Raw genomic sequence first — 22,600 nt, 5'->3', positions numbered from 1 at the left:
TCACTCAACTCCTAGTTGTTTTTTCACCTCTTTATATACGCCCATATATGCTTTTAATTCTTTAACTAAATCATGAATTAATGGTTTTGCATCTTCTCCAAGTTCACCGTCTTGTACATGTAATCCATCAAGCACAACTTGTTTTGGGATTGCATTTGCGTAAACACCTCTAGCAACAGTGCGCATACTATTTAATGCGTTAATTCCTCCTTTACCGCCTCCTGCAACCGCTAGTAATGCCACCGGTTTATGGATGAATTCACTGCTACTTAAGTAATCTAACGAATTTTTCAGCGCTCCGCTCATCGCATTATGATATTCTGGTGTACATAGTACTACACCGTCTGCTGCTTTCACTAAAGCTTTTAATTTTTTTACTGCTTCTAATTCACGTTGTGATTCTTCTCCGTTATATAAAGGCAATTCCTCTACTGCTAAATCATATAACTCCCCTTCAAATTGCTCTGCGATATATCTTGCAATAACACGCGTTCTTCCAAATTTTCTTGGTGTACCGTTAATTACGACTAGTTTCATAATTATTTCTCCCCTTTGTTTTCAAGTTATACTTATATATTATCAGAAATTTCTATACAAAACACAGTAAAAAGAGGGAAAAACTTTCATAAAATAGTATGAGAAATAAAAAAGAACTCATACTTTCGTATGAGCCTCACAAAATTAGTTTTTTTCACCTTTATGATTTAGTGTAAGTATGCTTTCTTTAGCTTCAAAATGATTAAACGCTTTTTCAGCTAATTTTGTTCGCTCTTCTGGCAATTCTATATATTTCATTACGTTTTCTACAATTTTTTCGTATGGTGTGAATACAATTCCAGGCCACTCTATCTCGTCCTCTGGATTACTATTTTCCGAAATAATAAACTTCTTATTTGCAACAGCATAAGAAACCCGGGGTGTTTCAAGAATTCCTGATAAATAAAAATGGATATTTAATATTATTTTAGACCTTGCAATCAACTCATTTCTAACAATTCCCCATGCGTTATTTTTAAAAACAATATTTAAATGTGGAGCAACTACTTTTAATTGATCGAAAATAACTTGCCGTCTCAGATTAAGAGCACCTATAAACAGGATATCAATATCTTCAGAAATTTCATCTTCAAATGCATCTTTCTTTATTTCCAAAGTTGGGGCGTAGTTCATTCCTACATGTTTAATCTCTTTTCCTACCCCTTTTTGTATTAACCATTCTATATTTTGTTTACTGTAATCCCAAATCTCCCTATCTTTTAATAATATTAAATAAAGCGGATGTGCATAAGGACTTCCTTCATATAGCTGCTCTAAATTATAAATTATTGCGTCTTTCGGAAGGGCATTCGGGTTAAATGCATATGTATGCGCTCCGAAAACAATCGTTTTCTTTGCATTTTCTAATATTGTTTCTGATAGAATAACGGTATTTCCCTCCTGCTCCAATCGCCATTTCAAAGCTCGTACAACATCTATGAAACTACCATACGTATTCGGACATATAAATAGGCAATAATCATATTCTTTATTCAAATAAGCTTCCATTAATCTTAAATTATTTTTATATAACTCTACTTCAGGATGTTCAACTAACAACTGATTTGCATATTTTTTTGATGCTTTATGCAATCCAGCATAATAAGCAGCTATGCATCTTTTTAATTCAACTCTTTCCCGATGTTCTTTCGATATATCCATGTCTAATAGAAGGTTTGCGATAAAATACGCTTTTAAATGATCACGATCGTAATAATAATCTAATAGTGGGATTAATTCTTCTGACGTATTACCATGCATCGCTTCCCCTAGTTCAATCGCCCATCGTATTAATTCCATGATTACTCCACTACTCCTTTAATCCAAAATTTATTTAATAAAATTTCGCATTATTCTCTACCATACTCGCTATATGCACTGGTAACTCTTCTTTTTTCGATTCAAGATACTTTTGTGATTGTGCACCTAAATGTTTTTTATGAGGTATATAGTAACCACTTATAGAAATTTCATAGTCAAATAAGTAATCATATACATGGTAATCTACAAATAAAAGATCCTCTGTTGGAAAAGGAATTTCTTTCCCTTGTAGTGCATACATCAAAGCGATATTATTTTGTGATCGTAGTCGATACAATTTTGCAAGCTGGTATAAAGGTTCGGCTCGAGTTGGTCTGTATTCCCATGCTTTTTGAAAATAAAAAATAGCTAACGCTAAATATTGTTCTTCTTGCTCCTTGGCATGTTCTTTTTCCTCACTATCTATTAATTCACGTTGTTTGTATGATGAACCCTTCGCTAAATATTCATAACAAAATCCTATTCGCAATAGCGAATAGAATACCTCTTCAGTCCATCCTCCTGCTTCCACTCTTTTTTTATACCACTTAATCGAATCTTCAAATTGATTTAAATGATAATAAGTTTGAGCTAAATAAAATAAATATCTTATGTGCAAATCTGGAGTCGTTTCTGGATCATTTATCCCTTGTAACAACAATCTCTCATCTCTTTCAAATTTATCACTTTTACTTCCACCATCTCCAGGATCATTAACGATAAGAGTATCTAACCTAGCTACTCTTATATTGTAATCCGCTCCAACTTTAGAACGATCAATATCCCAGTACTCATGAGTAACTCCTACCGATTTCCACGGTAAAGAAGCCTTTAAAAGACGTGTAAGCCAATATTTAATATGAATATCATATTGCAGTGTAAGATAATGATCTTCAGTTAAACTACTTTTATCAAAAGTTGATTCAACTTCTAAAATCATGTCCGCATCAAGTATTAATAAATAATCTGCTTCTGAATATGTTTTTTGAGCTAACGAAACTGCTAAACTTCTATTATAGCCAAAGTTTTTGAATGGTTCATGATGGACCGTCCCTGGTATCCTACTTTCTTTACACCAATTCTCAATAATTTCAGGTGTATTATCTGTCGATCCGGTATCACAAATAGAAACAAAGTCTACAATGGATTTTGTTGCATTTAAACACCTCTCCATTATCCTCGATTCATTTTTCACAATCATACAAAGGCATAATTTTTTGTCTGTTCTTTCATTGTTCTCCTTCTCATTTACCATTTGACCACCTCATATTTTATTAACACGCTCTTTTCGTATGTAACACCGTCGCTTAACTATACTCATGACATAATCAGCCTTTTACTATTTATGAAAACTTCATTTTATTTATTCTTATTTTTATGTTGGGACATCTTTGATGCTTCACTTTATATTTGATACAATCAGTATAAAATGGAACATGTAGTACTTAACATGGAACTCATTATATTTCATTGTTTGAGAGGAGGTTTTATTTTGTTGGATTACATTTGGCTAGATGACAACTCAACAATTTTAGAACAACTACCAAGCAACTTTAAATCTGCAGCGATATTGCTTCACCCTTTTGTCCAAATGCCTTCAGGGTGGGAAAAGTCAGTGAGAAAAAGACACTATCAACACATATATCCAAGTGTTGAAAAAATCATTCATGATGGGAAATCCGTTTCTTGGAAGGAAATTATATCTCATAGTGGATTAAATTCATACGCAGAACTAGCTATAGCCTTGTTAACCTCCATTAGTGTCTTTACAGAAGAATATAAAAGAGAGGACTTAGCTGAAAAGCTAAATTCAAACTTTAAACAAGATCTTTATTATCCAACAGAAGATCATACGTCTATATTTTTATTAAATACTTTACTTAAGCTCCTCGGTTCTAAAGGTGCAAAAAATCTATATTTCTCTGAACCAATCCTTGATAACAACGGATTATTACAGGTAAATGATACTACCCCCTTAGATATTTGGGACCTTAGCTATAATGAGTTAATTATTACTGACGAAAACAAGGATTATGCATTTATGAGTATGTATGAATCCTTTACAACTTTGTTATTAGCTAAAGACGAAAATATAGAATACATTGTTCAATCGATGAACGTTGAAGCTATCATATGCGGCCCAAAAACGTGTGTTGATTGGTATTTTTAAATTAGGAATATCTTAAACTATGTTTTTTGAACTACCCCCACTTTCACTTCGTTTAGAAGTGGGGGATTCCTAAGTAAAGAGTTCTATCGAACTCTAATTTATTAGGCTAGCTCCACAGTCCTTGCGGTTAGAAGCCTTATCGCTTCATTCTTTAGATTGATACTTGCGTTAATATCCCTATCATGGTGTGTCAGGCAAGAAGGGCAGTCCCATTTACGTAGGTTTAGATTTTTAACGTCTTTGTTTTGATATCCACAACAAGAACATAATTGGCTTGAAGCAAATGTTTTCGATACGACAATGATTTGTTTGCCATACCATTTTGCTTTATATTCCAACATGGTTCGAAATTGTGACCATGATACCTCACTAATCGCCTTTGCTAACTTATGATTCTTTAACATATTCGATACTTGCAAATCCTCTATACCAATAACATCGTGGTTTTTGATGATTTCAGTCGAGATTTTGTCCAAGTAATCTTTTCTAGCATTTGCCATGTATTCATGAATTCTAGCTACCTTTACTCGCTGTTTATTCCAGCGAGAAGATTCTTTCATTCTTCTAGAAAGAACACGCTGTGCTTTTGCCAACTTCTCCTCTAACGATCGAAAAAACTTCGGATTTTTATAGGGTGTTCCATCTGACAAAATGGCGAAATCTTTTAGTCCCACATCCATTCCAATGTAAGAATTTGTTTTCGGAAGTTCTTGCACTTCTGTTTCAACTAACAATGACACAAAGTATCTACCAGAAGGGTTCCGTCTAACCGTAGCATTTAAAATACGTCCCTTTACTTCACGACTTTTGGCAAATCGAACAAGACCTAGTTTTGGCAACTTCATTTTGTTTCCTACAACGGCAATATTTTCATTTGTTTGTTTTGTGGTATAAGATTGCACGTTGTTCTTCTTAGATTTGAAACGCGGGGCACTGTTTTGTTTTTTGAAAAATCGTGTATAAGCATCCGCAAGGTTGCGAACAGACGACTGAATCGCAATACTATCCACTTCTTTTAGCCAAACAAACTCTTTCTTCATGGCAGGAAGTTTGGCAGAGCATGTACCATATGTCAAACCTTTTCCAGTTTCTTTGTATGCATTATCCCATAGAGATAGGAAATGATTGAATACAAAACGAGAACAGCCAATCGTTTTATTGATTAGGGTCGCTTGTGCTTTATTTGGATAGATACGAAATTTATATGCTTTATTGATCATCATTCATTTCACCTCCATTTCGATATGCTTCTATTATACAACAAACATACATTCGATAGGTAGTGAAGTAACACTTTATGTATGTCGAACAATTAAGATGGCTTCCTGCCATCCCTTGTCCGAAGCCAATTCATCTCCCACCTACTCACTTCGCGTTCCTTGAGGAAGGAGTCTTCTTGGCTAAAATGATAAAATATAAAAGAAACTTGTACATAAGCACAAGTTTCTTCATTAAAACCATTCCCTATTTTTTAACAACCTCATGTCCACCGAATTGATTACGAAGAGCTGAAACAACTTTCCCATGGAATATATCATCTTCTTGAGAACGGTAGCGCATAAATAATGACATTGCGATAACTGGTGCCGCTGCTTGTAGTTCAAGCACAGTTTCAACAGTCCATTTCCCTTCTCCTGAAGAGTTCATTACACCTTTAATACCATCAAGTTTCAGGTCATCTGCAAATGCTTTTTCAGTTAAGTCCATTAACCAACCACGGATAACTGATCCATTTGCCCACACTTTCGCAACATCTTCATAATTAAAATCAAAATCACTTTTATCTAACACTTCAAATCCTTCAGCAATTGCTTGCATCATTCCATACAACATCTCTCGCAAGATCTCGTAAGATATTTGGAGATAGAAAGCTTTGAATCTCGTGAGCAAATAATTGTAATTCATTGGATACAGAAATAGACATACAAAAACGCCATCCTTTCCTATGATTCAACAGAAAGAATAGCGTATTTTTGTAACCCCTCCACCTAAAGATAATAATTTTCGTTTTCTTAGCTTGATGGACATAGGGCGTGGATCCCTACTATCACTTTTTTTACCTTGTAAATATATGTTCCATACTATAAAATCTAATAGCATTTATATTTTTCTGAAAAATCAAAACAAAATATGAACTTTATTGTATAATGTTGTAAAAAGATGTCGGAGGGATTTAATGTTAAATAAAATATCTCAATTCACAATAAAACTTTCATCAATTCTTTTATCACTCTTACTATTACTAAATTTACCTTATTTATTTATCACTCAACAGGGATTCACTTTTCAACCAACTCATTTTTTTAATCAGATCGTTACTATGTTAAAACAGGTTTTCTCACCTGAATCATTAGTGGTTATAGGATCAGACCCGAAATTTGGTCATTTCAAAAAGACACCATTATTTCCAACGGTTTTAGAACCTTACCTATATTCATTTACTGTATTATTTATAGCCTTTTTTCTTGCGCTCTTTCTATCATCTAGTATGGCATTTTTTTATTTTTTAGCAAAAGATTATATAAAAAAATGGATAAACCGAATTGTGTTCATATTAGAAGCTATCCCAGATATGATGATGATGATTTGTTTGCAAATATTTTTCATATGGGTACTTCAGAAATTCGGGGAATCTCCTGTCACCATTATTTCTTTTAATGAAAATCGAGCTTATTTACTCCCTATTTTATCTTTAGCAGTCTTACCTACATTACAAATGTTTCGGATGATGGTGTTATACATAAAAGAAGAACATGGAAAACATTACGTAGAGGTTGCATATGGAAAAGGACTTTCATCAAGTTATATACTATGCATCCATTTATTCAAAAATATATCTATCCACTTCTTTCACCATTTAAAAACGATTTTTGTTTTCTTACTTTCTAACTTATTCATTTTAGAATTTGTTTTTAATATGGAAGGCATTATTCAATTTTTATTTAAGAAGGCGTTTATTTCACCTCCAGCTGCATTTATCATACTTGTTATGATTATTTTACCGTTTTATGCCATTTTTCAAATAATCTCATTCATGATGAATAGATGGCAAAAGCAATTGAAAGGAGCAGCATTATGAAATCTATTTGGAAATCAAAACGATTTTTAATCGGCTTTACTTATCTATTCATACTTGTTTCAGCCAGTTTTATTTATAGTTGGTTCTTTAAAGATAACATCCCAAAACCTCCTCAGTTACTTTACAATGACAATAACGAATTACTTGGAAAGGCCCCCTTTCCGCCATCGTTAATGCCGCCTTTTGGATCTGATCGTTTTGGAGAGTCTGTTTTCTTACAAATTGTAGAAGGAGCAAAATTCACCATCTTATTAGCTGTGGCAATTAGCTTCTTTCGAATTTTATGCGGAACATGTATAGGAATCCTCTTAAGTTTATACGCTCCAAAATTCAAGAGATTTTTCCAGGCATGCTCAGAAGTTTTTTATTATATCCCAACTCTATTTATCGCATTTATACTCATCACGCCCGTTAATATTGTAATCACATCAAATGCTGATAGATTAGATCCAAATATTTCATTTGCGTTTTATCAAGTACTCGTACTTATTTTCGTCGCTCTGCCTACACTTTCTTTATATATATCCTCAGAGGTTGATGAATTTATGAAACGAGATTACATTTTAAGTTCACAATTACTGGGGGCTAGCCGTTTTCATATTATCAAAAAACACTTACGAGTCTTATTACTTGATCGCTTATTTGTGTTATTTATGGAACATATCGTTCAAACACTCATACTCGTTATCCATTTAGCGTTGCTTGACATTGTAATTGGCGGGATACAAATGCGGGAACTCTATGACGGAGTGCTCAAACCTGTTTCTCTATCTAATGATTGGGCAGGCCTTATTGGATTAAATCGTTATGAAATGAATCTTTCATGGTGGATTATTTTTTATACTCTCGTTTCATTCTTTATTACTATTCTATTTATTAAGCTTATGACAATCGGAATTCAAGATGCACTGAAAGCAAGAGATTCGCAAGCGGTAGCAATTCACTCCGTTCCAGATCATAAAAAATTTGTTAAAAATAAAGATTCTTTTTCGTTTGCAAATAAATTGAACCTTTAATCATTATTCAGCACTGATATTAGTGGAATATAAAGAAGATGATCCCTATTGAATACAGGGATCATCTTCTTTATGCCGTCTAACTTTTTTAAATATCCTTTGCTAGACTCATGCTTTTTATATTTAAAGTGAATTATTTGCAATCACTATTGTGCTGTTTAAAATCGATTACCATACGTCCTTGAATTCTACCTTGTTCCATTTCTTCGAATACATTTTGTACTTTATCAAGAGAACAAGTTTGAACAACCGGCACTACTTTTCCTTCTGCACCGAACATAAATGCCTCTTCTAAGTCCTTACGAGTACCCACTAGAGAACCAACTACTTCAATTCCATCTAGTACAAGTCGCGGAATGTTTAAATCCATAGTTTCTACTGGTAAACCTACTGCAACGACTTTACCACAAGCACGTACTGCATCAACTGCTGAGTTGAATGCTACTTTAGAAACGGCTGTTACTACAGCAGCATAAGCACCACCAAACTCCTCTTGAACAATCTTATCAGCAGAACCTTGAGAAATTGGATTGATAGTCATATCAGCACCAACCTCTTTTGCTAAGGCTAATTTATCGTCATTGATATCTACTGCAATTACCTTTGCACCAAATACGTTCTTAGCATATTGGATAGCTAAGTTACCTAATCCACCACAACCATAGATTACAATAGGCTGACCAGGTTTAATGTCTGATACTTTAATAGCTTTATATGTAGTTACACCTGCACATGTAATTGATGATGCTTGAGCAGGATCTAATCCCTCTGGTACTTTCACCGCATAATCAGCTGTAACAATACATTGTTCAGCCATACCACCATCTACTGTATAACCAGCATTCTTAACTTCACGACAGAATGTTTCTCTACCAGTTACACAATATTCACAACGTCCACAAGATTGGAACATCCATGCAATACTTACACGGTCACCAACCTTAAGTGAAGTAACATCATCAGCAATTTTAGTAACAATACCTACACCCTCATGACCAAGGATGCGGCCATCCGTGTTACCAAAATCATGATTCGCAACGTGTAAGTCAGTGTGGCAAACTCCACAATACTCTACATCTACTAACGCTTCACCTGAGCGTAACGGACGTAATTCTTTTTCAATAACTTCAATGTTTGCTTTGCTGTTTTTATTAACCACTACTGCTTTCATATGTGATCTCCCCTTTAGTGTTTTAGAGTTTTAATGAGTTCATCTCACAACTCCTGCCCTCACTGTTTTGGCTAATTATTGTACCAAATTTAAGTGTTCAATCATCATTACATGTTCATCATAACATGTAATTTTATAGATGCATTTTGAAATATTGAACAATATTTGAATTATTACATAAGTCGTTTTTGATGTATTTAAAGAAAAAAACTGAAATTTCCATTCAGAATTTTATCATATCCACATTGGGATTTAGCAGGCTATTCTTTTGATTTTAAATGCGAAGTATATAAAGGTTAGAAAAAATGAATGGTTTTAAAGATGGGAGATTATGACTATAAGAAAAATATTTTAAATAAATTTTTTGTAGTTCATCTTGGGGTATTTACTTTTCTTAGATTAATTGTGATGTGATATCACCGATAAAATTAAAGGAAAAGCTATAGATAAACATGTGGCATATTTCTACGTGCAATTATTACAAGTAGATCTAGAGGATATATCAACTGACTATTCACCAATATAAAAAGCTCTTCATTTGAAGATCTTTTTATATTCGCTTCATCGAAATTGTTTCACGTATGCTTTGTAAATTTTGCAGTGTTTCCTCTTGTCGCTGCAACGACAATCCCACATACAAAGTATCTAATAAACTTAACTGTGCTAATCGTGATGAGCTCGCTTCTGTACGGAACTCCGTCTCACGCGTCGAAGTATATAACGTTATTTCAGCAAGTTGACTTAATGCCGACTTTTGATAGCTCGTAATCGCAATAATACGTGCTCCTTTTGTTTTTGCTACTTCTAACGCTTCAAGTAATCCTTTATTACTGCCCGAATGAGAAATTGCAATGACAACTGCTTCTTTTGTCAGCAAGCCCGCCCCCATAATTTGAAAATGAGAATCCGTATGAGCAATACAAGAAATACCTGTTCTCATAAACTTATGGTAAGCATCCATCGCAATAATACCAGATCCACCATTTCCATAAAACTCAATTCGTTTCGCTTCATTCAGCTCACTTACTGCTTGTTCCAGTGCGTTATCATTTAATAAATGTAATGTATCTTGTAGCCTTGTAATATATGAATGAAAAACTTTTTTAGCAACAGTGACCATATTATCTTCTACCGATACTTCCTCATGAATATTTTGCATCGGTGTATGTACAATCTCACGAGCTAATGTGATCTTTAAATCTTTAAATCTTTAAATCTTGAAATCCTTGAAAACCAAGGTGTTTGCATAATCGAAATATCGTTGCTTCTGAACTATTCGTAACCTCAGCTAATTCCGTAATAGATTTATGTACAACATCTTGTGGATGTTTCAAAATATGTTCGGCAATACTTCGCAATTTCGGTGATAAACCATTTAACGAAGCCTGAATCTTTCCAATCCCACTTTTTATACCAGGCATAACGTATCTTCCCCTTCCATAGTAGCTATATTGTACCTAATAATCGAAAGAAGAAAAACCTTTATTTGGAATCACTACTTATTTTATTAGCTTTTATACATTTTCCCATAACATCTTTGTAACGTAATAATCCTGTTTTTGTATTTATTTCTATCTTTTCATCTACGTATGTCGTTCGGAATGTTGCAAATTCATCTCGCAAAGAACAGAAGTGAAGCTCAAGTTTATACAATACACCATAACGTTTCGGAACTATAACATAGAGTTTATTTTTCGTTTCTATAATTTGAATTACTTCATTGTTTTCTGTTACATACTTCCCCACACATTCTAACTTGTTTGCAAAATTCCGCTCAAACTTCTTTATAGGTAGAGGCATCTGAACCTCTTCCCCATTTATAATTTCAGCTATATTTTTTGCAATCTCTATGACTGGTGTAATATTTATATTACTTAGTACAATAATACAAATATTATCTTTTTCATATCGAATCATATAATTCACAAAACCATTTATATCACCAAAATGGCTAGCGGAAGTATTTCCTTCTCGCTCTTGTGTAATTGCCCAACCATAACCATAATGATTCAAATATGCAGTAAACATTTTTTGACGTGAAGCATCTGAAATCACCTCACTACGTCGCAACGCTTTATGCCATTTAAATAAATCTTTAACTGTCGAATACATTCCGTATGCCCCTAACGGGATAGACATATCAATATATTCAGTTTGAATTACATCTCCATATATCGTATATCCTGTTGATAAAGACTTTACTATCTCTCTACTCTCATCCTCACATCCGGTATTATGCATTTGAAGTGGTTGACATATATATTTATGTATATATTCTTTATATGATAAACCAGTAATCTTCTCAATTATTATTGTTAATAAAATATAACCAGAGTTTGTATAACTATATTTCTCACCTGGTTTAAACTCTAATGGATACGTCTTTAATAGTTGCACCATGTCTTCTTTAGATATAGGCTTCCTCATCATATCCGACCAATAATTAGGCCAACTTGTAAAATTTGAAATACCCGATGTGTGAGTTAAAAGGTGGTGAATTGAAACATCCTCTCCATAAGAGAAACCCTTTATATATTTTGTAATCGAATCTACTACTGAAAGTAAACCTCGTTCCTCTAGTTGTAATATTGCTGTACAAGTAAACGCTTTTGTTAATGATCCAATTCGAAATTTTGTATCAATAGTATGAGGAATATTATATGTGAAATTCGCTGTTCCAAATGCTTCGCTTAATAATATTTCATCATTCTTTGCAATAAGTACTGTACCATTAAAATAACTAGCCTCAACTAAACTTGACATATAACTCTGTAGCACAGCCTTTTCTTTCATATGTCCCTCCTAATTAGCTCCATGTTTCACCGCATATAAAGCAGCTTGTGTGCGGTCATCTACTTCCAATTTAGCCAATACGTTAGAAACATGTGTTTTCACAGTCTGTTCTGTAATATGAAGCTCTGCAGCAATCTCCTTGTTACTTCTTCCTTTCGCAATTTCACGAAGTACTTCTTGCTCCCTTTTCGTTAACATCGAAAAAGGATTCTCTTTTTCTTTCTTGACTGCCGGACGTCCTAATAGCGCAGGTGTTACTTTCGGATGAAAATTCGTATTCCCTTGATATACCGCAATAATTGACGCAACAAGTTGCTCTGGCTGCACTTCTTTTAATTGATAACCATCTGCCCCAGCTTCTAATGCTGGTAAAACATAATCTTGTTCTGAAAAACTACTTAACATAAGAATTTTTATTGTCTTATCATATTGTTTTATACGTTTTGTCGCTTCAATACCGTCCATTTTAGGCATTGATAAATCCATTAATACTAGATCTGGCTTTTCTTTTTGAACAAATATTAGTGCCTCTTCACCATTTTCTGCTTCTCCAATTATTTCAAATTCCTCTCTCGATTTCAAAAAAAATACGAGTCCCCTTCGAACGATATGATGATCTTCTACTAGTAGCAATTTAATCTTCACCAGACTTCTCCCTTTCAAACCGGTAATTGAATTTCTATTTTCGTCCCCTTTTCCGGCTCTGTTTTTATTCGAAATGATCCTCTCATTAACTGAATGCGTTCCCTCATATTTTTCAAGCCAAGTGCTGACTCTCTTACTTGTTCCTGCACAAATCCGATTCCATCATCTTCTATGTAAAAATATAAATTATTATTTTCTACTTTTAAATGAACACATATTTTTTCACATGAAGCATGTTTTTTACAATTATGTAGCGCTTCTTGACTAATACGCCATAAAACTTCTTCTATTTCATCTCCAATTGAAACCATCCCATCAATTCGAACTTCCACTTGAATTCCTAATAGCTTTCCATAATTTTGAATCGCTTCTACTAAACCTTTTTCTAACCCTTCAGGACGTAATTGCCAAATTAATAACGTCATCTCTTGTAATGCTTCTTGCGATAATTCTCCAATATAACTCAACATCTCCTGAAGCTCTCCATCTTTCGTCATATTAAGAGTGCCTTTAGCTGTTAGCATAATAGAAAATAGCAATTGTTTAACTGAGTCATGTAGGTCACGTGCAAGCCGATTTCTTTCAGCTACAACTACATATTTTCGTTCTTTCTCAACTAACTGAATACGTTGTATCGTTGTTCCAATTTGAAATGCGATCGATTCTAATAACGCTAATTCTTCCTCTGAAAAATGTGTTTTATGAGGCGAGGCCACATTTAATAGACCGAATTTCTCTGATCCAGAACGTAAAGGAATTGTCGCGTGGTGTGTAATGTCTTCTGTCTCACCCCAATTACATTCAATCGCATCTTCAATACGTTTACATTCAATAATATTTGTCGCTTTTTCCAATCTCCTATTCACAAAACGTTCTACGCACCAACAGTCACCTTCACACATCGGCTTTTTTTCTTGCCACGTAAGAGCTGGCGGTAAGTTTTGGTCTACAAGCATACGATGTGTCCCTTTTTCATCAATAAAAAATATCCACCCTGTTTGTAAATTCATAACTTGTAATAATGTATGTAAAACTTTTTCTAACATTTCCTGCAAATTTGTTGCTTCATTTAGTAATTCAGCAATTTTTTTTAATGCTTCTAAACGTTGCATATCTTTTTCGTCAAAGTTCATTCTCATCACCAACTACCATTATAACATTAAGAAATTTCTAAATTCTACAAATAACAAAAGAGCACAATTCTTGTTGCAGAATTGTGCCCAAGTGCTGAGGTCAATTTTTCGGGAGGTATTATGCCCCCTAAAGCTCATCGAAATCTATCGGCCTAAAAACCCGAATTGTACCCTTAATTTCTAATCACGCTTCATGAATTGACCTAGGATCTCCAACCAACTAGTTTTCTTTACCAGTCTGGTGAAGCTGATTCCCATGGATTCCCTGTAATTTTTCGGTATGAACGTACATGTTCGCTGCTGGCATTTGCACTTGATTCTTATGGAATAAAGACATTAGTTCAAACCTTACTTGCCTGGAAGTTTCAAAGTAATCTTCAGGTTTAATCAAACCTATAATACAAAATTCGTACCCAACATATTTAAGGTTTGGATTTAAGTCTGTAACACCAATATATTTAAATGGTTCAACAGCCTCATTCCCTACTCTATGTAGGCTTTGTCCCAATTTTTCATTGCAGTTAACACATACTTCTTCTAACAATTCCTTTATTCTTGTAGGATCTTCCTGATAACTTACCGTAATCCGTTCAATAACCCGCATCCAGCCTTTATTAAAATTTTGTATCGTTCTAATCTCTCCATGTGGGATGGTAAGAAGTTTTCCTGACCATTCACGAATTTGCATAAAGCGAATACTGATTTCCTCAATAGTTCCTGAACTTGTTCCGTTAAAAGTAACAAAATCGCCGACGCGAAACTCTTTGTCCGTTAATCTTGCGAACCCTAATATAACATCTTTTAGCATCTGTTGTGCAGCAAAACCGATGACAACTCCGGCAATCCCTGCACCCGCAAGAATACCTTTTATATCTACAAATTGACTAATTAGATAAATAATAAGGCTGACTACAATTCCATATCTAACAATTGATCGAATTACACTTTGAATCGTCTGTTCTACTTCTTCATCCAAAAAGCTTGACTTCCTAAAAAACCAATCAATAATACGGTTTATGACAAAAGAAAAAATCATAAGAATCAAAGCAAATAATATAAATCTTAAAAGCAAAAACTCCCTTACATAATTAAAAAATTCCTCAGTAAAAGTTAATAAACTCATCCGTCCACTTCCTTAAAAATGAAAATTTCATACAGAGCTGATTTATTGTTAATTCTTTTTAATCATCTCAAATTTTTTCTAGGAACATCTGTTATCCTGATTTTAAATATCACTTTCTTAGCTTATGTATTTTGATTTTGATTTTCATTCCCAGTTTATCTTCAATAATATGCCACTTTAATTCACGGTTCCTTAATCAATCTTTCAATTTCAGATGTCCTTTTCCTTTTTACTATAAATATACCCTTTTTAATCCCCTTAAAGGAGATAACAGTGGAATTTTTTATAAACATTACGACTTTATTTTAAAACGCCACTTATCAAACTTTTGATTTAAACCAACTACCAGAAAACATTAGTCCGTTCATAAAGAAACTAATTCAGCAACAAGTCGTCTCTATTTAAACGTCAAAAAGAGACCTTTTTACAGGCCTCTTTTTTACTTCACTTCTGCATTTAAACAAGACTTAAAATGTCCAAGTGCAAATGCATGTCCTTGTTCATTAAATGATGCTACTGCCTTTTCATAAACAACAATTTGGAACCCTTTATTATAAGCATCTACTGCTGTATGAAGAACGCAAATGTCTGTACATACACCTACAAGATGTACTTCCTCTATTCCTCTTTCTCTTAGCTTCATCTCTAAATCCGTTCCTGCAAAAGCACTGTAACGTGTTTTGTCCATATAGTATACATTCTCTGCGGTTTTATATTTTTCATATATATCTTGTATTTCACCAAATAAGCCTCTTCCATTTGTATCCTTTATATTATGTGGTGGAAACAATTTCGCTTCAGGATGATATACATCATTTTCTTCATGTTTATCGATTGCAAATACTACGTAATCTCCATTTTCGATGAATTGCTTCGTTATATTAACAAGTTCTCGTTCAATTTCTTGACCTGGTTTTCCACAAGTTAAAGCACCTTTTTCAGCTACGAAATCATATGTATAATCAATGTTTACAAGCGCTCGCTTCATTACTGATATCTCCCCTTCTTTTGTTTCACAATAAACAATAGAAAATATGTTATTACGACATTATATATTTCATTCGACATTTTTAACTAAAATCCTACATCTTTCTTATGGGAATTTATTTCAATCCTAATTTCTCATAAAAAATAAAAACAATTATAAAACATGTATTTCCCATTAGTAGGTCTTCAACATTACCTGAACAAGTTCTTGTATAATAAACCAGGCTATTGATACAGGGATACAAAGTAAAATGATTCAAATTAATATCTTCACATTACTTCCCTCTTCCCATGCAGTTATAGCAAATAATATTTTACTATCATTCGTACTGGGAAGAGAAGCCGATTATTCTCTACGACGTAATACACGAGTATACTTCAATAATTTACCGGGAATCGTTATAAACTAAAAAGTACACTACCACTTTAAGTAATGTACTTTTTATCCATATTAAGACGCAGGCTTCGTTTCAAACGTCGCTTGATTAAAGCTAATGACTTTTCCTTTCGGGTCATTGTTTTCAAACTGAACTGCGGTAATCGTATGACTACCTGTCTCAAGCATCTTTTCTTTTAATTGTACTGTTGTCTGTGTTGTACTAGTAACTTGATGTTTATCTGCAAACATTTGATCTACAAATACAAATGTTTCTTTATCATTTTGAAAATTAGAAAGTTCTAATTCAACTTGCTGAATTAAAGTATCCTTTTTTATGAATACAGTTGGTATATTGCCATTTTCAGAAGTACCATCTGGTGTAATTACTTTTACTTTTCCTTCTCCAACTGGAATTGCGCCTTCTGGAAATACGACCATATTCTCATCACTTGCATTTACAACTTGTTCTTCCTGATTTGACTGTGCATCCTCTTTTTCCTTTGGAGCACCACAGCCTACTAATAACAATACAGACAATCCAGCGATTATGAATTTCTTCAAAATTCATCCCCCCTGTTATTTCGTTATAATTTATTATACAAAAATAACTTCTTGATTTTAAAAAAAGTTTTTAACACTTTCATGAACAAATATTAGCTTGCTCACGATTACTGTACCATACTTTCATTTTAAGAACATTATTTTTTTTTAAGAAATAAATAGAAATTCCATCTTATCCATCATTTTAGCCCAATTCACCAGAAAAATATCCGTTCAAAATAAAAAGACATTGTTCTTTCAATGTCTTTTCTACGTAGCATTTAAAAAATAAATGTTGTAATCGCATCTACTTCTTTTCGCGAAAGTTTCTTCGGCTTATCTTTCGGATAACCAAGTGAAATTACCATATTAATTTGTTTTTCAGGCTCAATTTGTAAATATTGTCGCAGTCCATCTTGAGCTAATAATACAGGTCCTGTCATTGGACAAGTACCAAGTCCCCTCGCATGTGCAGCCAACATTAAATTTTGTGCTGCTAGACAGCTACTCTTAATCCCTTCCTCTTCCCACACTGAATCAGGAACGAAAGCAATTGGATCAAATATCTTTTCACGAAACTTTGACTCGTATGGTGTTGCCAAGCATACGATTAATACTGGCGCTTCAGAAAAGGCAGTTGCATAAGGTCCAAATGAACGTGTTAATAATTTACCTGCTTTTTCTTCTCCACTTTCTGTCGCTTTTGCCGCAAGTTTATGTAACGAATCCCATGTCATTTGTTCAATCTCTTTAATTTTATCTCGATTCATGATGACCAAGAACTCCCACGTCTGCGAGTTAGTATCACTTGGTGCATATCTAGCACAATCAATAATTTCTTTTATATCACTAATAGCTACTTCTTGTTCTGTAAACTTTCTAACACTACGTCTTCCGTGAATTACTTCCTTAAAATCTTCATAATTCATATATTAAATCCCCTTTTACAGCGTTTTCAAAACTTGTCCTACACTTGAATTATATCATGAAAAAAAGCTGGAAGAATACCAGCTTCTTTTCCTAATACTTAATTTGTTACTTTAAAAGAGACAATGCTTTCTTCATAAGCTGCTTGTAATTTTTTTGTAATATTACCTCTCTCTCCACTTCCAAACTGCTCATCACCAATTTGAACAACCGGGAATATCTCAAGAGGTGTCGCTGTAAAGAAGCATTCGTCAGCCTCGTATACTTCTTGTAATGAGAATTCACGCTCTTCTACTTCAATATGTAAAACTTTCGCTAATGTAATAACATAGTAACGAGTAATACCATGTAGAATGAAATTATCAGCCGGATGTGTAATCAACTTATTATTTTTCACCATAAAGAAATTCGAATGACACCCTTCTGTTACAATTCCATCACGTACTAATATCGCTTCTTGATACCCTTGCTCGTTTATTTTATTTTTAATCATAATATTAGGAAGAAGGTTTAAAGATTTTATATGACAAAACTTCCACCGTATATCCTCTTCCACCGTTACTTTTATTCCTGTTTCCATTGTAGCAATTGGTCTTGGAAACGAAACGATATTCGCAAAATATGTCGGTTGTAGATCTTGTTCATACACATGATTTCGTACTTGAGCCCCTCGTGATATTTGAAGGTACACATTCCCATCCTCTTGAAATTGATTTTTTTCAATCATTTGATGAAGTTCCTCGACTAGCTCTTCCTTTGTAAAAGGTGGAACAATTTTAATTTCCTTCATAGATTTAAAAAAGCGTTCCAAATGTAAGTCTAATAAATGAGGCTTCCCATCGTATAGCCTGAATACCTCATATATCCCATCACCAAATTGGAGCCCTCGCTCTTCTAACGCAACCATTGGCTGTTCTTCCTTCGTATTTACAATTCTCCCGTTAAACAAAATCCAATCTTTATGAGTAGCTTTCATTCATTCCCACTCCTTTATTCCATGATTGGTTTTATTGTACAACTTATACGCAATCAAAAGAAGGAATTTTCTGTATTTAATTAAATAAAAAAGGAATTGTTATTCCGGACCATACTACATACAAAACCCTCCATCTTATCATCTCACTAATAAGATGGATGATTACTCAATTTCACTTTCAATATTGATTATATTTAATATATGATGGGTCATTATACACCCATTGTCCATTCCCTAAATCTAACCATCCGTTACTTTCCTAATATACGACATAAGATTCTGGCGAATTTAGTTGACGAATAACTGAAGAAGACGTTGATGAACCACTTCTTAAATTTACATTTTTCCCAAGGATATAAGCAATCCCCTTCGTTTGTGGTGTCGGCTGTGGGTTTGGGGTTGTGGATTTGGAGGATTCGGATTTGGAGCTACTCCCAAAGCAGCTGCTATTCCGTTTGCATATGCTTGACTTAGATCTTCAATAAATTGTGGATTTTTCAATAAATTCGCATCAAACGTTGTATCAATAAAAGCAGTTTCTGTTAATACTGCATCCATTGCAGTCTCTCTAAGTACTGCATAATTTACTTTTTTGGCTCCTCGATCACGAAGGCCGTATTTTGTTAATACAGGATTAACTGCCGCATGAATTTTTTGTTGCTTGGCATATGCCGAACTACTATTAGATAACGCATTGTGTATATAACTTTCAAAACCAGTGCCACCACCACTATTAATATGAAATGAGATAAAATAGTCTGCGCCATAGGAATTAGCAATATTAGCACGTTCTGATAAAGAGATAAACACATCACTATCACGTGTCATTTTAATAGTAATTGGGTAATTTGCAGTTAAAATATCTCGAACACGTCTAGCAATTTGAAGTGTTAACTCTTTTTCCACTAAACCATTACCAACAGCCCCCGAATCATATCCACCGTGCCCTGCATCTATAACCAGCTTCATATAACTTTTTCGTTCCTTTCTTTAATGTAATAAGCTTATATTTCTACTCGTCCTATTTTATGTTACTTGTACAAGTTCCGTTACAAATACAAATAAAAACCGCCTTATGTAAGGCGGTTTTTATCGCTTTGCTTTAACCAATTTAAAATGAATATGTACGATTGATAGTGGATGTAACGTATGCAAAATAAAATAAATAAAAGAACTATCCCAACGCCGCTATATAGCAAACCAAACTTCAAAAAGATGTTCAAAAGAGGTGGAAAATGAGTTATGTTTTGTAATACAAATAGCATACAAAACAAAATTAAAAACACGGGGATAAATTGTAATTCATACGGTCTTCTCTTCTTATACATTCTTTTTCGAATAAACATCTGGCATAGTTCCGCTACTATAAAACACCCTCCAACTAATACAAGCCCAGAAGTCATTGTCATACGTTCACCTGCCTTTTATTCATTTCATCACGTAATAAATATTCGTTACATTTGCTTTATATATACTCCATTTTCCTCAATAAAACCAGATCCCTCTATGAAAGACTTAGCTCGTTCTGTTAATTTCTCTTGTAATACTTTTATCTCTTTCACATTTCTATGTTTCATCATTTCTTCAAATGTAAAATACGTATTCGTTCCATATCCATAACCTTGATAATCAAAATGGATAATTAGCTGAGATAAAATAGCACTCTCTTCTTGGACACTATAATCTATTACACCGATATATGTATCATCAACTTTTACACAGTACTGAACCTTTTCCACACTTAAACTGTGCGAGCGAAACATTTCTTTAACAACGCTTTCATTTTCTATATTTACTTTCTCAAACGTAATCATATGTTGTACATCCTTTTACTATTATTGTATCAATTAAAAGTGCTATTTATGAAAAAAACCTTAAGACCAAATGCGATCTTAAGGTTTTTCTAATTAAACTAAGCTATACGCACGTTTTGTTTCTTCATGGAATTTATTCGTATCGTATTTATGCTCAACATAAATTTGATGCCATACCATAAACGCAAGTACAGTCCAAATTTTACGGCTATAATCGCCTTTATCTGCACAATGTGCTTCCAGTAAGTTTAATACATACTGTTTGTCGATTAAATGCTCAGTTTTGCTTTCGTTAATAATATTTACAGCCCAATCGTGCATTTCATCTTTTAACCAGTGACGAATTGGTACTGGGAATCCAAGCTTTTTACGATCTAATACGTGATCTGGAACAATTCCACGTGCCGCTTCACGTAAAATAGCTTTCGTTGTTCCGTTTGCAATTTTAAATTCTGTCGGAATTTTAGATGCAACATCAAATACTTCTTTATCTAAGAACGGTACACGAAGTTCTAATGAATTTGCCATCGTCATTTTATCCGCTTTTAATAAAATATCGCCGCGTAACCATGTGAACATGTCAATGTACTGCATTTTACTTACATCATCATAATCTTTAATTTCGTTATACAATGGTTTCGTGATATCCATATAGTTAACACTTTCATCGTAATACTTCATTAATTCAGCTTTCTCTTCTTCACGGAAGATTTTCGCATTTCCATAGTAACGCTCTTCAATTGACGTACATCCACGCTCTAAGAAGCTTTTCCCTTTAAATCCTTCTTTAAGGGCACCACTTAGTGCCTTTAGAACGCTCTTTCCTGGGCTAGGAATGTAAGAGAACATTTTTAAAGAGTTTGGCTCGCGATAAATGTTATAGCCGCCAAACAGCTCGTCCGCACCTTCACCCGAAAGTACAACCGTTACATGTTTACGCGCTTCTTTAGCAACGAAATACAATGGTACAGCTGCTGGATCCGCTAAAGGATCATCCATATGCCAAATAATTTTTGGGAACTCATCCATAAATTCTTGCGCTGAAATGAATACGTTATGGTTTTTAACTCCTAATTTCTCAGCAGTTTCTTTCGCAACATCAACTTCACTGAAACCGCGTTGCTCAAAGCCAACAGAGAACGTTAAAAGATTTGGATTCATTTCTCTTGCGATAGAAGCAATAATCGATGAATCGATACCACCAGATAAGAAAGAACCTACTGGTACATCACTACGCATATGCACTTTTACAGAATCATATAATACATCACGAATCGCTTGGATATGCTCCTCTTTCGTTGCACTTGAAGCATTGAAATAAGGTTTCCAGTAGCGATGAATTTCCATCTCTTTTCCGATTTCTTTTACGAAGTAATGACCAGGCTCAATTTTATTAACATCAATTGTTAATGTTTCTGGCTCTGGACCATATTGGTACGTAAAGTAATGTTGTAATGAAGTTGGGTTTACCCCTTTATCTTCCATTACATGCATAATACTTTTCTTCTCAGATGCGAAGAATGTAGTATCACCTTGTTGTGCGATGTATAAAGGTTTAATACCAAAGTGGTCACGTGCACCGAAAAGTTTCTTTTCTTCACGATCCCAAATCATAAATGCAAACATACCACGAAGGTAGTCTACACATTTTTCTTTCATATGTGCATACAATGCAATGATAACCTCTGTATCAGATTGTGTTGCAAAAGTTGCACCTTTTTCAAGTAACATTTCACGTAATTCTACATAGTTATAAATTTCACCATTAAAAATAATTACATATCGATCATTTTCATAAGTTAGTGGCTGATGTCCTGCCTCTAAGTCAATGATACTTAAACGGCGGAAGCCAAATTGTACATGTTCATCACGAAAATATCCTTCGTCATCTGGACCACGGTGGAAAATCATCGTGTTCATATTTTCAAATTGATGTTTTTCTGTTTCTGAAAACCCTCTAGGGTTTTCACATAAACATCCTACAAAACCACACATACTTCTTACCCTCTTT

At 33.9% G+C, this 22,600-nt stretch carries 20 protein-coding genes and 4 pseudogenes; 4 read left to right on the top strand and 20 right to left on the bottom strand.

The genetic code is table 11. The annotated features are described in order from the left end of the window. The 3 genes from MR109_RS13690 to MR109_RS13680 form a co-directional block, all read right to left on the bottom strand. Positions 1–537: an NADPH-dependent FMN reductase gene (locus MR109_RS13690; RefSeq protein WP_025150939.1), complete on the bottom strand. Its 537-nt coding sequence runs from the start codon at positions 535–537 to the stop codon at positions 1–3. Between the two features lie 144 nt (positions 538–681). Then, complete coding sequence (locus MR109_RS13685; RefSeq protein ID WP_242272420.1) at positions 682–1,836, bottom strand: glycosyltransferase family 1 protein; 1,155 nt, start codon at positions 1,834–1,836, stop codon at positions 682–684. Positions 1,837–1,870: 34 nt separating this feature from the next. Then, positions 1,871–3,091: a tetratricopeptide repeat-containing glycosyltransferase gene (locus MR109_RS13680; RefSeq protein WP_242272417.1), complete on the bottom strand. Its 1,221-nt coding sequence runs from the start codon at positions 3,089–3,091 to the stop codon at positions 1,871–1,873. Between the two features lie 240 nt (positions 3,092–3,331). On the opposite strand from MR109_RS13680, the gene MR109_RS13675 reads away from it, so the two are divergent. Beyond that, positions 3,332–4,006, top strand: a complete 675-nt coding sequence (locus tag MR109_RS13675) for a DUF2711 family protein (protein ID WP_308197277.1) — start codon at positions 3,332–3,334, stop codon at positions 4,004–4,006. 101 nt (positions 4,007–4,107) lie between these two features. Here the strand turns inward: MR109_RS13675 and tnpB are convergent, their stop codons facing one another. The 3 genes and pseudogenes from tnpB to MR109_RS30060 form a co-directional block, all read right to left on the bottom strand. Beyond that, positions 4,108–5,229 (bottom strand): IS200/IS605 family element RNA-guided endonuclease TnpB, encoded by a 1,122-nt coding sequence (gene tnpB / locus MR109_RS13670; protein ID WP_002171788.1) that lies wholly within the window; start codon positions 5,227–5,229, stop codon positions 4,108–4,110. Positions 5,230–5,470: 241 nt separating this feature from the next. After that, positions 5,471–5,833, bottom strand: a pseudogene (locus MR109_RS13665) (phosphogluconate dehydrogenase (NAD(+)-dependent, decarboxylating)); the annotation flags it as partial. Further along, the gene (locus MR109_RS30060; RefSeq protein WP_265621569.1) at positions 5,808–5,930 is read right to left on the bottom strand and encodes a hypothetical protein; all 123 of its coding nucleotides are present in this window, start codon (positions 5,928–5,930) and stop codon (positions 5,808–5,810) included. The gene MR109_RS30060 and the pseudogene MR109_RS13665, both read right to left, overlap by 26 nt. A 252-nt stretch (positions 5,931–6,182) precedes the next feature. Here MR109_RS30060 and MR109_RS13660 point away from each other — a divergent pair, with 252 nt between their 5' ends. Both MR109_RS13660 and MR109_RS13655 read left to right on the top strand, forming a co-directional pair. Further along, entirely contained in the window at positions 6,183–7,085 is a 903-nt protein-coding gene (locus MR109_RS13660) for an ABC transporter permease subunit (protein ID WP_242272410.1), read from the top strand. Then, a complete protein-coding gene (locus MR109_RS13655; protein WP_242272408.1) occupies positions 7,082–8,101 on the top strand; it encodes an ABC transporter permease in 1,020 nt (339 codons plus the stop codon). The genes MR109_RS13660 and MR109_RS13655 overlap by 4 nt, the downstream gene beginning before the upstream one ends. A 133-nt stretch (positions 8,102–8,234) precedes the next feature. Here the strand turns inward: MR109_RS13655 and adhP are convergent, their stop codons facing one another. From adhP to MR109_RS13625, 6 genes and pseudogenes are all read right to left on the bottom strand, one after another. Continuing rightward, positions 8,235–9,272, bottom strand: a complete 1,038-nt coding sequence (gene adhP, locus MR109_RS13650) for an alcohol dehydrogenase AdhP (RefSeq protein ID WP_242272406.1) — start codon at positions 9,270–9,272, stop codon at positions 8,235–8,237. Positions 9,273–9,822: 550 nt separating this feature from the next. Beyond that, positions 9,823–10,693 (bottom strand): annotated as a pseudogene (locus MR109_RS13645) (MurR/RpiR family transcriptional regulator). Between the two features lie 61 nt (positions 10,694–10,754). Next, positions 10,755–12,065 (bottom strand): serine hydrolase domain-containing protein, encoded by a 1,311-nt coding sequence (locus MR109_RS13640; protein WP_242272404.1) that lies wholly within the window; start codon positions 12,063–12,065, stop codon positions 10,755–10,757. 9 nt (positions 12,066–12,074) lie between these two features. Next, positions 12,075–12,710 (bottom strand): response regulator, encoded by a 636-nt coding sequence (locus MR109_RS13635; RefSeq protein WP_071719943.1) that lies wholly within the window; start codon positions 12,708–12,710, stop codon positions 12,075–12,077. A 14-nt stretch (positions 12,711–12,724) separates the two neighbouring features. After that, positions 12,725–13,843: a GAF domain-containing sensor histidine kinase gene (locus MR109_RS13630; RefSeq protein WP_472926441.1), complete on the bottom strand. Its 1,119-nt coding sequence runs from the start codon at positions 13,841–13,843 to the stop codon at positions 12,725–12,727. A gap of 220 nt (positions 13,844–14,063) precedes the next feature. Continuing rightward, complete coding sequence (locus MR109_RS13625; RefSeq protein WP_071719945.1) at positions 14,064–14,966, bottom strand: mechanosensitive ion channel family protein; 903 nt, start codon at positions 14,964–14,966, stop codon at positions 14,064–14,066. 321 nt (positions 14,967–15,287) lie between these two features. Between MR109_RS13625 and MR109_RS30210 the strand changes: the two are divergent. Beyond that, positions 15,288–15,371 (top strand): annotated as a pseudogene (locus tag MR109_RS30210) (NUDIX hydrolase); the annotation flags it as partial. A gap of 34 nt (positions 15,372–15,405) precedes the next feature. Here MR109_RS30210 and MR109_RS13620 read toward each other — a convergent pair. The 8 genes and pseudogenes from MR109_RS13620 to asnB form a co-directional block, all read right to left on the bottom strand. Then, positions 15,406–15,954 (bottom strand): cysteine hydrolase family protein, encoded by a 549-nt coding sequence (locus tag MR109_RS13620; protein WP_242272402.1) that lies wholly within the window; start codon positions 15,952–15,954, stop codon positions 15,406–15,408. Positions 15,955–16,404: 450 nt separating this feature from the next. Then, entirely contained in the window at positions 16,405–16,893 is a 489-nt protein-coding gene (locus MR109_RS13615) for a putative periplasmic lipoprotein (RefSeq protein WP_002171780.1), read from the bottom strand. A gap of 260 nt (positions 16,894–17,153) precedes the next feature. Next, entirely contained in the window at positions 17,154–17,801 is a 648-nt protein-coding gene (locus MR109_RS13610; protein ID WP_242272399.1) for a nitroreductase family protein, read from the bottom strand. 98 nt (positions 17,802–17,899) lie between these two features. Next, the gene (gene dat / locus MR109_RS13605; RefSeq protein ID WP_071719948.1) at positions 17,900–18,775 is read right to left on the bottom strand and encodes a D-amino-acid transaminase; all 876 of its coding nucleotides are present in this window, start codon (positions 18,773–18,775) and stop codon (positions 17,900–17,902) included. Between the two features lie 190 nt (positions 18,776–18,965). Continuing rightward, positions 18,966–19,744 (bottom strand): annotated as a pseudogene (locus tag MR109_RS13600) (N-acetylmuramoyl-L-alanine amidase); the annotation flags it as partial. A 104-nt stretch (positions 19,745–19,848) separates the two neighbouring features. Further along, a complete protein-coding gene (locus MR109_RS13595) occupies positions 19,849–20,184 on the bottom strand; it encodes a hypothetical protein (protein ID WP_082182996.1) in 336 nt (111 codons plus the stop codon). Between the two features lie 45 nt (positions 20,185–20,229). Next, positions 20,230–20,589, bottom strand: a complete 360-nt coding sequence (locus tag MR109_RS13590) for a GNAT family N-acetyltransferase (protein WP_048372370.1) — start codon at positions 20,587–20,589, stop codon at positions 20,230–20,232. 93 nt (positions 20,590–20,682) lie between these two features. Continuing rightward, a complete protein-coding gene (gene asnB, locus MR109_RS13585) occupies positions 20,683–22,584 on the bottom strand; it encodes an asparagine synthase (glutamine-hydrolyzing) (protein ID WP_242272398.1) in 1,902 nt (633 codons plus the stop codon). Between the last annotated feature and the right edge of the window lie 16 nt (positions 22,585–22,600).

Origin of the sequence: Bacillus cereus group sp. BfR-BA-01310, assembly GCF_022664325.1 — a bacterium.
GTDB classification, from domain to species: domain Bacteria; phylum Bacillota; class Bacilli; order Bacillales; family Bacillaceae_G; genus Bacillus_A; species Bacillus_A paramycoides.
Note: the sequence above shows the minus strand (reverse complement) of the source record. Positions and strands in the feature narration are given on the sequence as shown.

Excerpts from the sequence above, each read along its gene's own strand:
- MR109_RS13690 (WP_025150939.1), bottom strand. The coding sequence starts at position 537 with ATGAAACTAGTCGTAATTAACGGTACACCAAGAAAATTTGGAAGAACG.
- MR109_RS13685 (WP_242272420.1), bottom strand. The coding sequence starts at position 1,836 with ATGGAATTAATACGATGGGCGATTGAACTAGGGGAAGCGATGCATGGT.
- MR109_RS13680 (WP_242272417.1), bottom strand. The coding sequence starts at position 3,091 with ATGGTAAATGAGAAGGAGAACAATGAAAGAACAGACAAAAAATTATGC.
- tnpB (WP_002171788.1), bottom strand. The coding sequence starts at position 5,229 with ATGATGATCAATAAAGCATATAAATTTCGTATCTATCCAAATAAAGCA.
- MR109_RS30060 (WP_265621569.1), bottom strand. The coding sequence starts at position 5,930 with ATGTCTATTTCTGTATCCAATGAATTACAATTATTTGCTCACGAGATT.
- MR109_RS13660 (WP_242272410.1), top strand. The coding sequence starts at position 6,183 with ATGTTAAATAAAATATCTCAATTCACAATAAAACTTTCATCAATTCTT.
- MR109_RS13655 (WP_242272408.1), top strand. The coding sequence starts at position 7,082 with ATGAAATCTATTTGGAAATCAAAACGATTTTTAATCGGCTTTACTTAT.
- adhP (WP_242272406.1), bottom strand. The coding sequence starts at position 9,272 with ATGAAAGCAGTAGTGGTTAATAAAAACAGCAAAGCAAACATTGAAGTT.
- MR109_RS13640 (WP_242272404.1), bottom strand. The coding sequence starts at position 12,065 with ATGAAAGAAAAGGCTGTGCTACAGAGTTATATGTCAAGTTTAGTTGAG.
- MR109_RS13630 (WP_472926441.1), bottom strand. The coding sequence starts at position 13,843 with ATGAACTTTGACGAAAAAGATATGCAACGTTTAGAAGCATTAAAAAAA.
- MR109_RS13625 (WP_071719945.1), bottom strand. The coding sequence starts at position 14,966 with ATGAGTTTATTAACTTTTACTGAGGAATTTTTTAATTATGTAAGGGAG.
- MR109_RS13620 (WP_242272402.1), bottom strand. The coding sequence starts at position 15,954 with ATGAAGCGAGCGCTTGTAAACATTGATTATACATATGATTTCGTAGCT.
- MR109_RS13610 (WP_242272399.1), bottom strand. The coding sequence starts at position 17,801 with ATGAATTATGAAGATTTTAAGGAAGTAATTCACGGAAGACGTAGTGTT.
- dat (WP_071719948.1), bottom strand. The coding sequence starts at position 18,775 with ATGAAAGCTACTCATAAAGATTGGATTTTGTTTAACGGGAGAATTGTA.
- MR109_RS13595 (WP_082182996.1), bottom strand. The coding sequence starts at position 20,184 with ATGACAATGACTTCTGGGCTTGTATTAGTTGGAGGGTGTTTTATAGTA.
- MR109_RS13590 (WP_048372370.1), bottom strand. The coding sequence starts at position 20,589 with ATGATTACGTTTGAGAAAGTAAATATAGAAAATGAAAGCGTTGTTAAA.
- asnB (WP_242272398.1), bottom strand. The coding sequence starts at position 22,584 with ATGTGTGGTTTTGTAGGATGTTTATGTGAAAACCCTAGAGGGTTTTCA.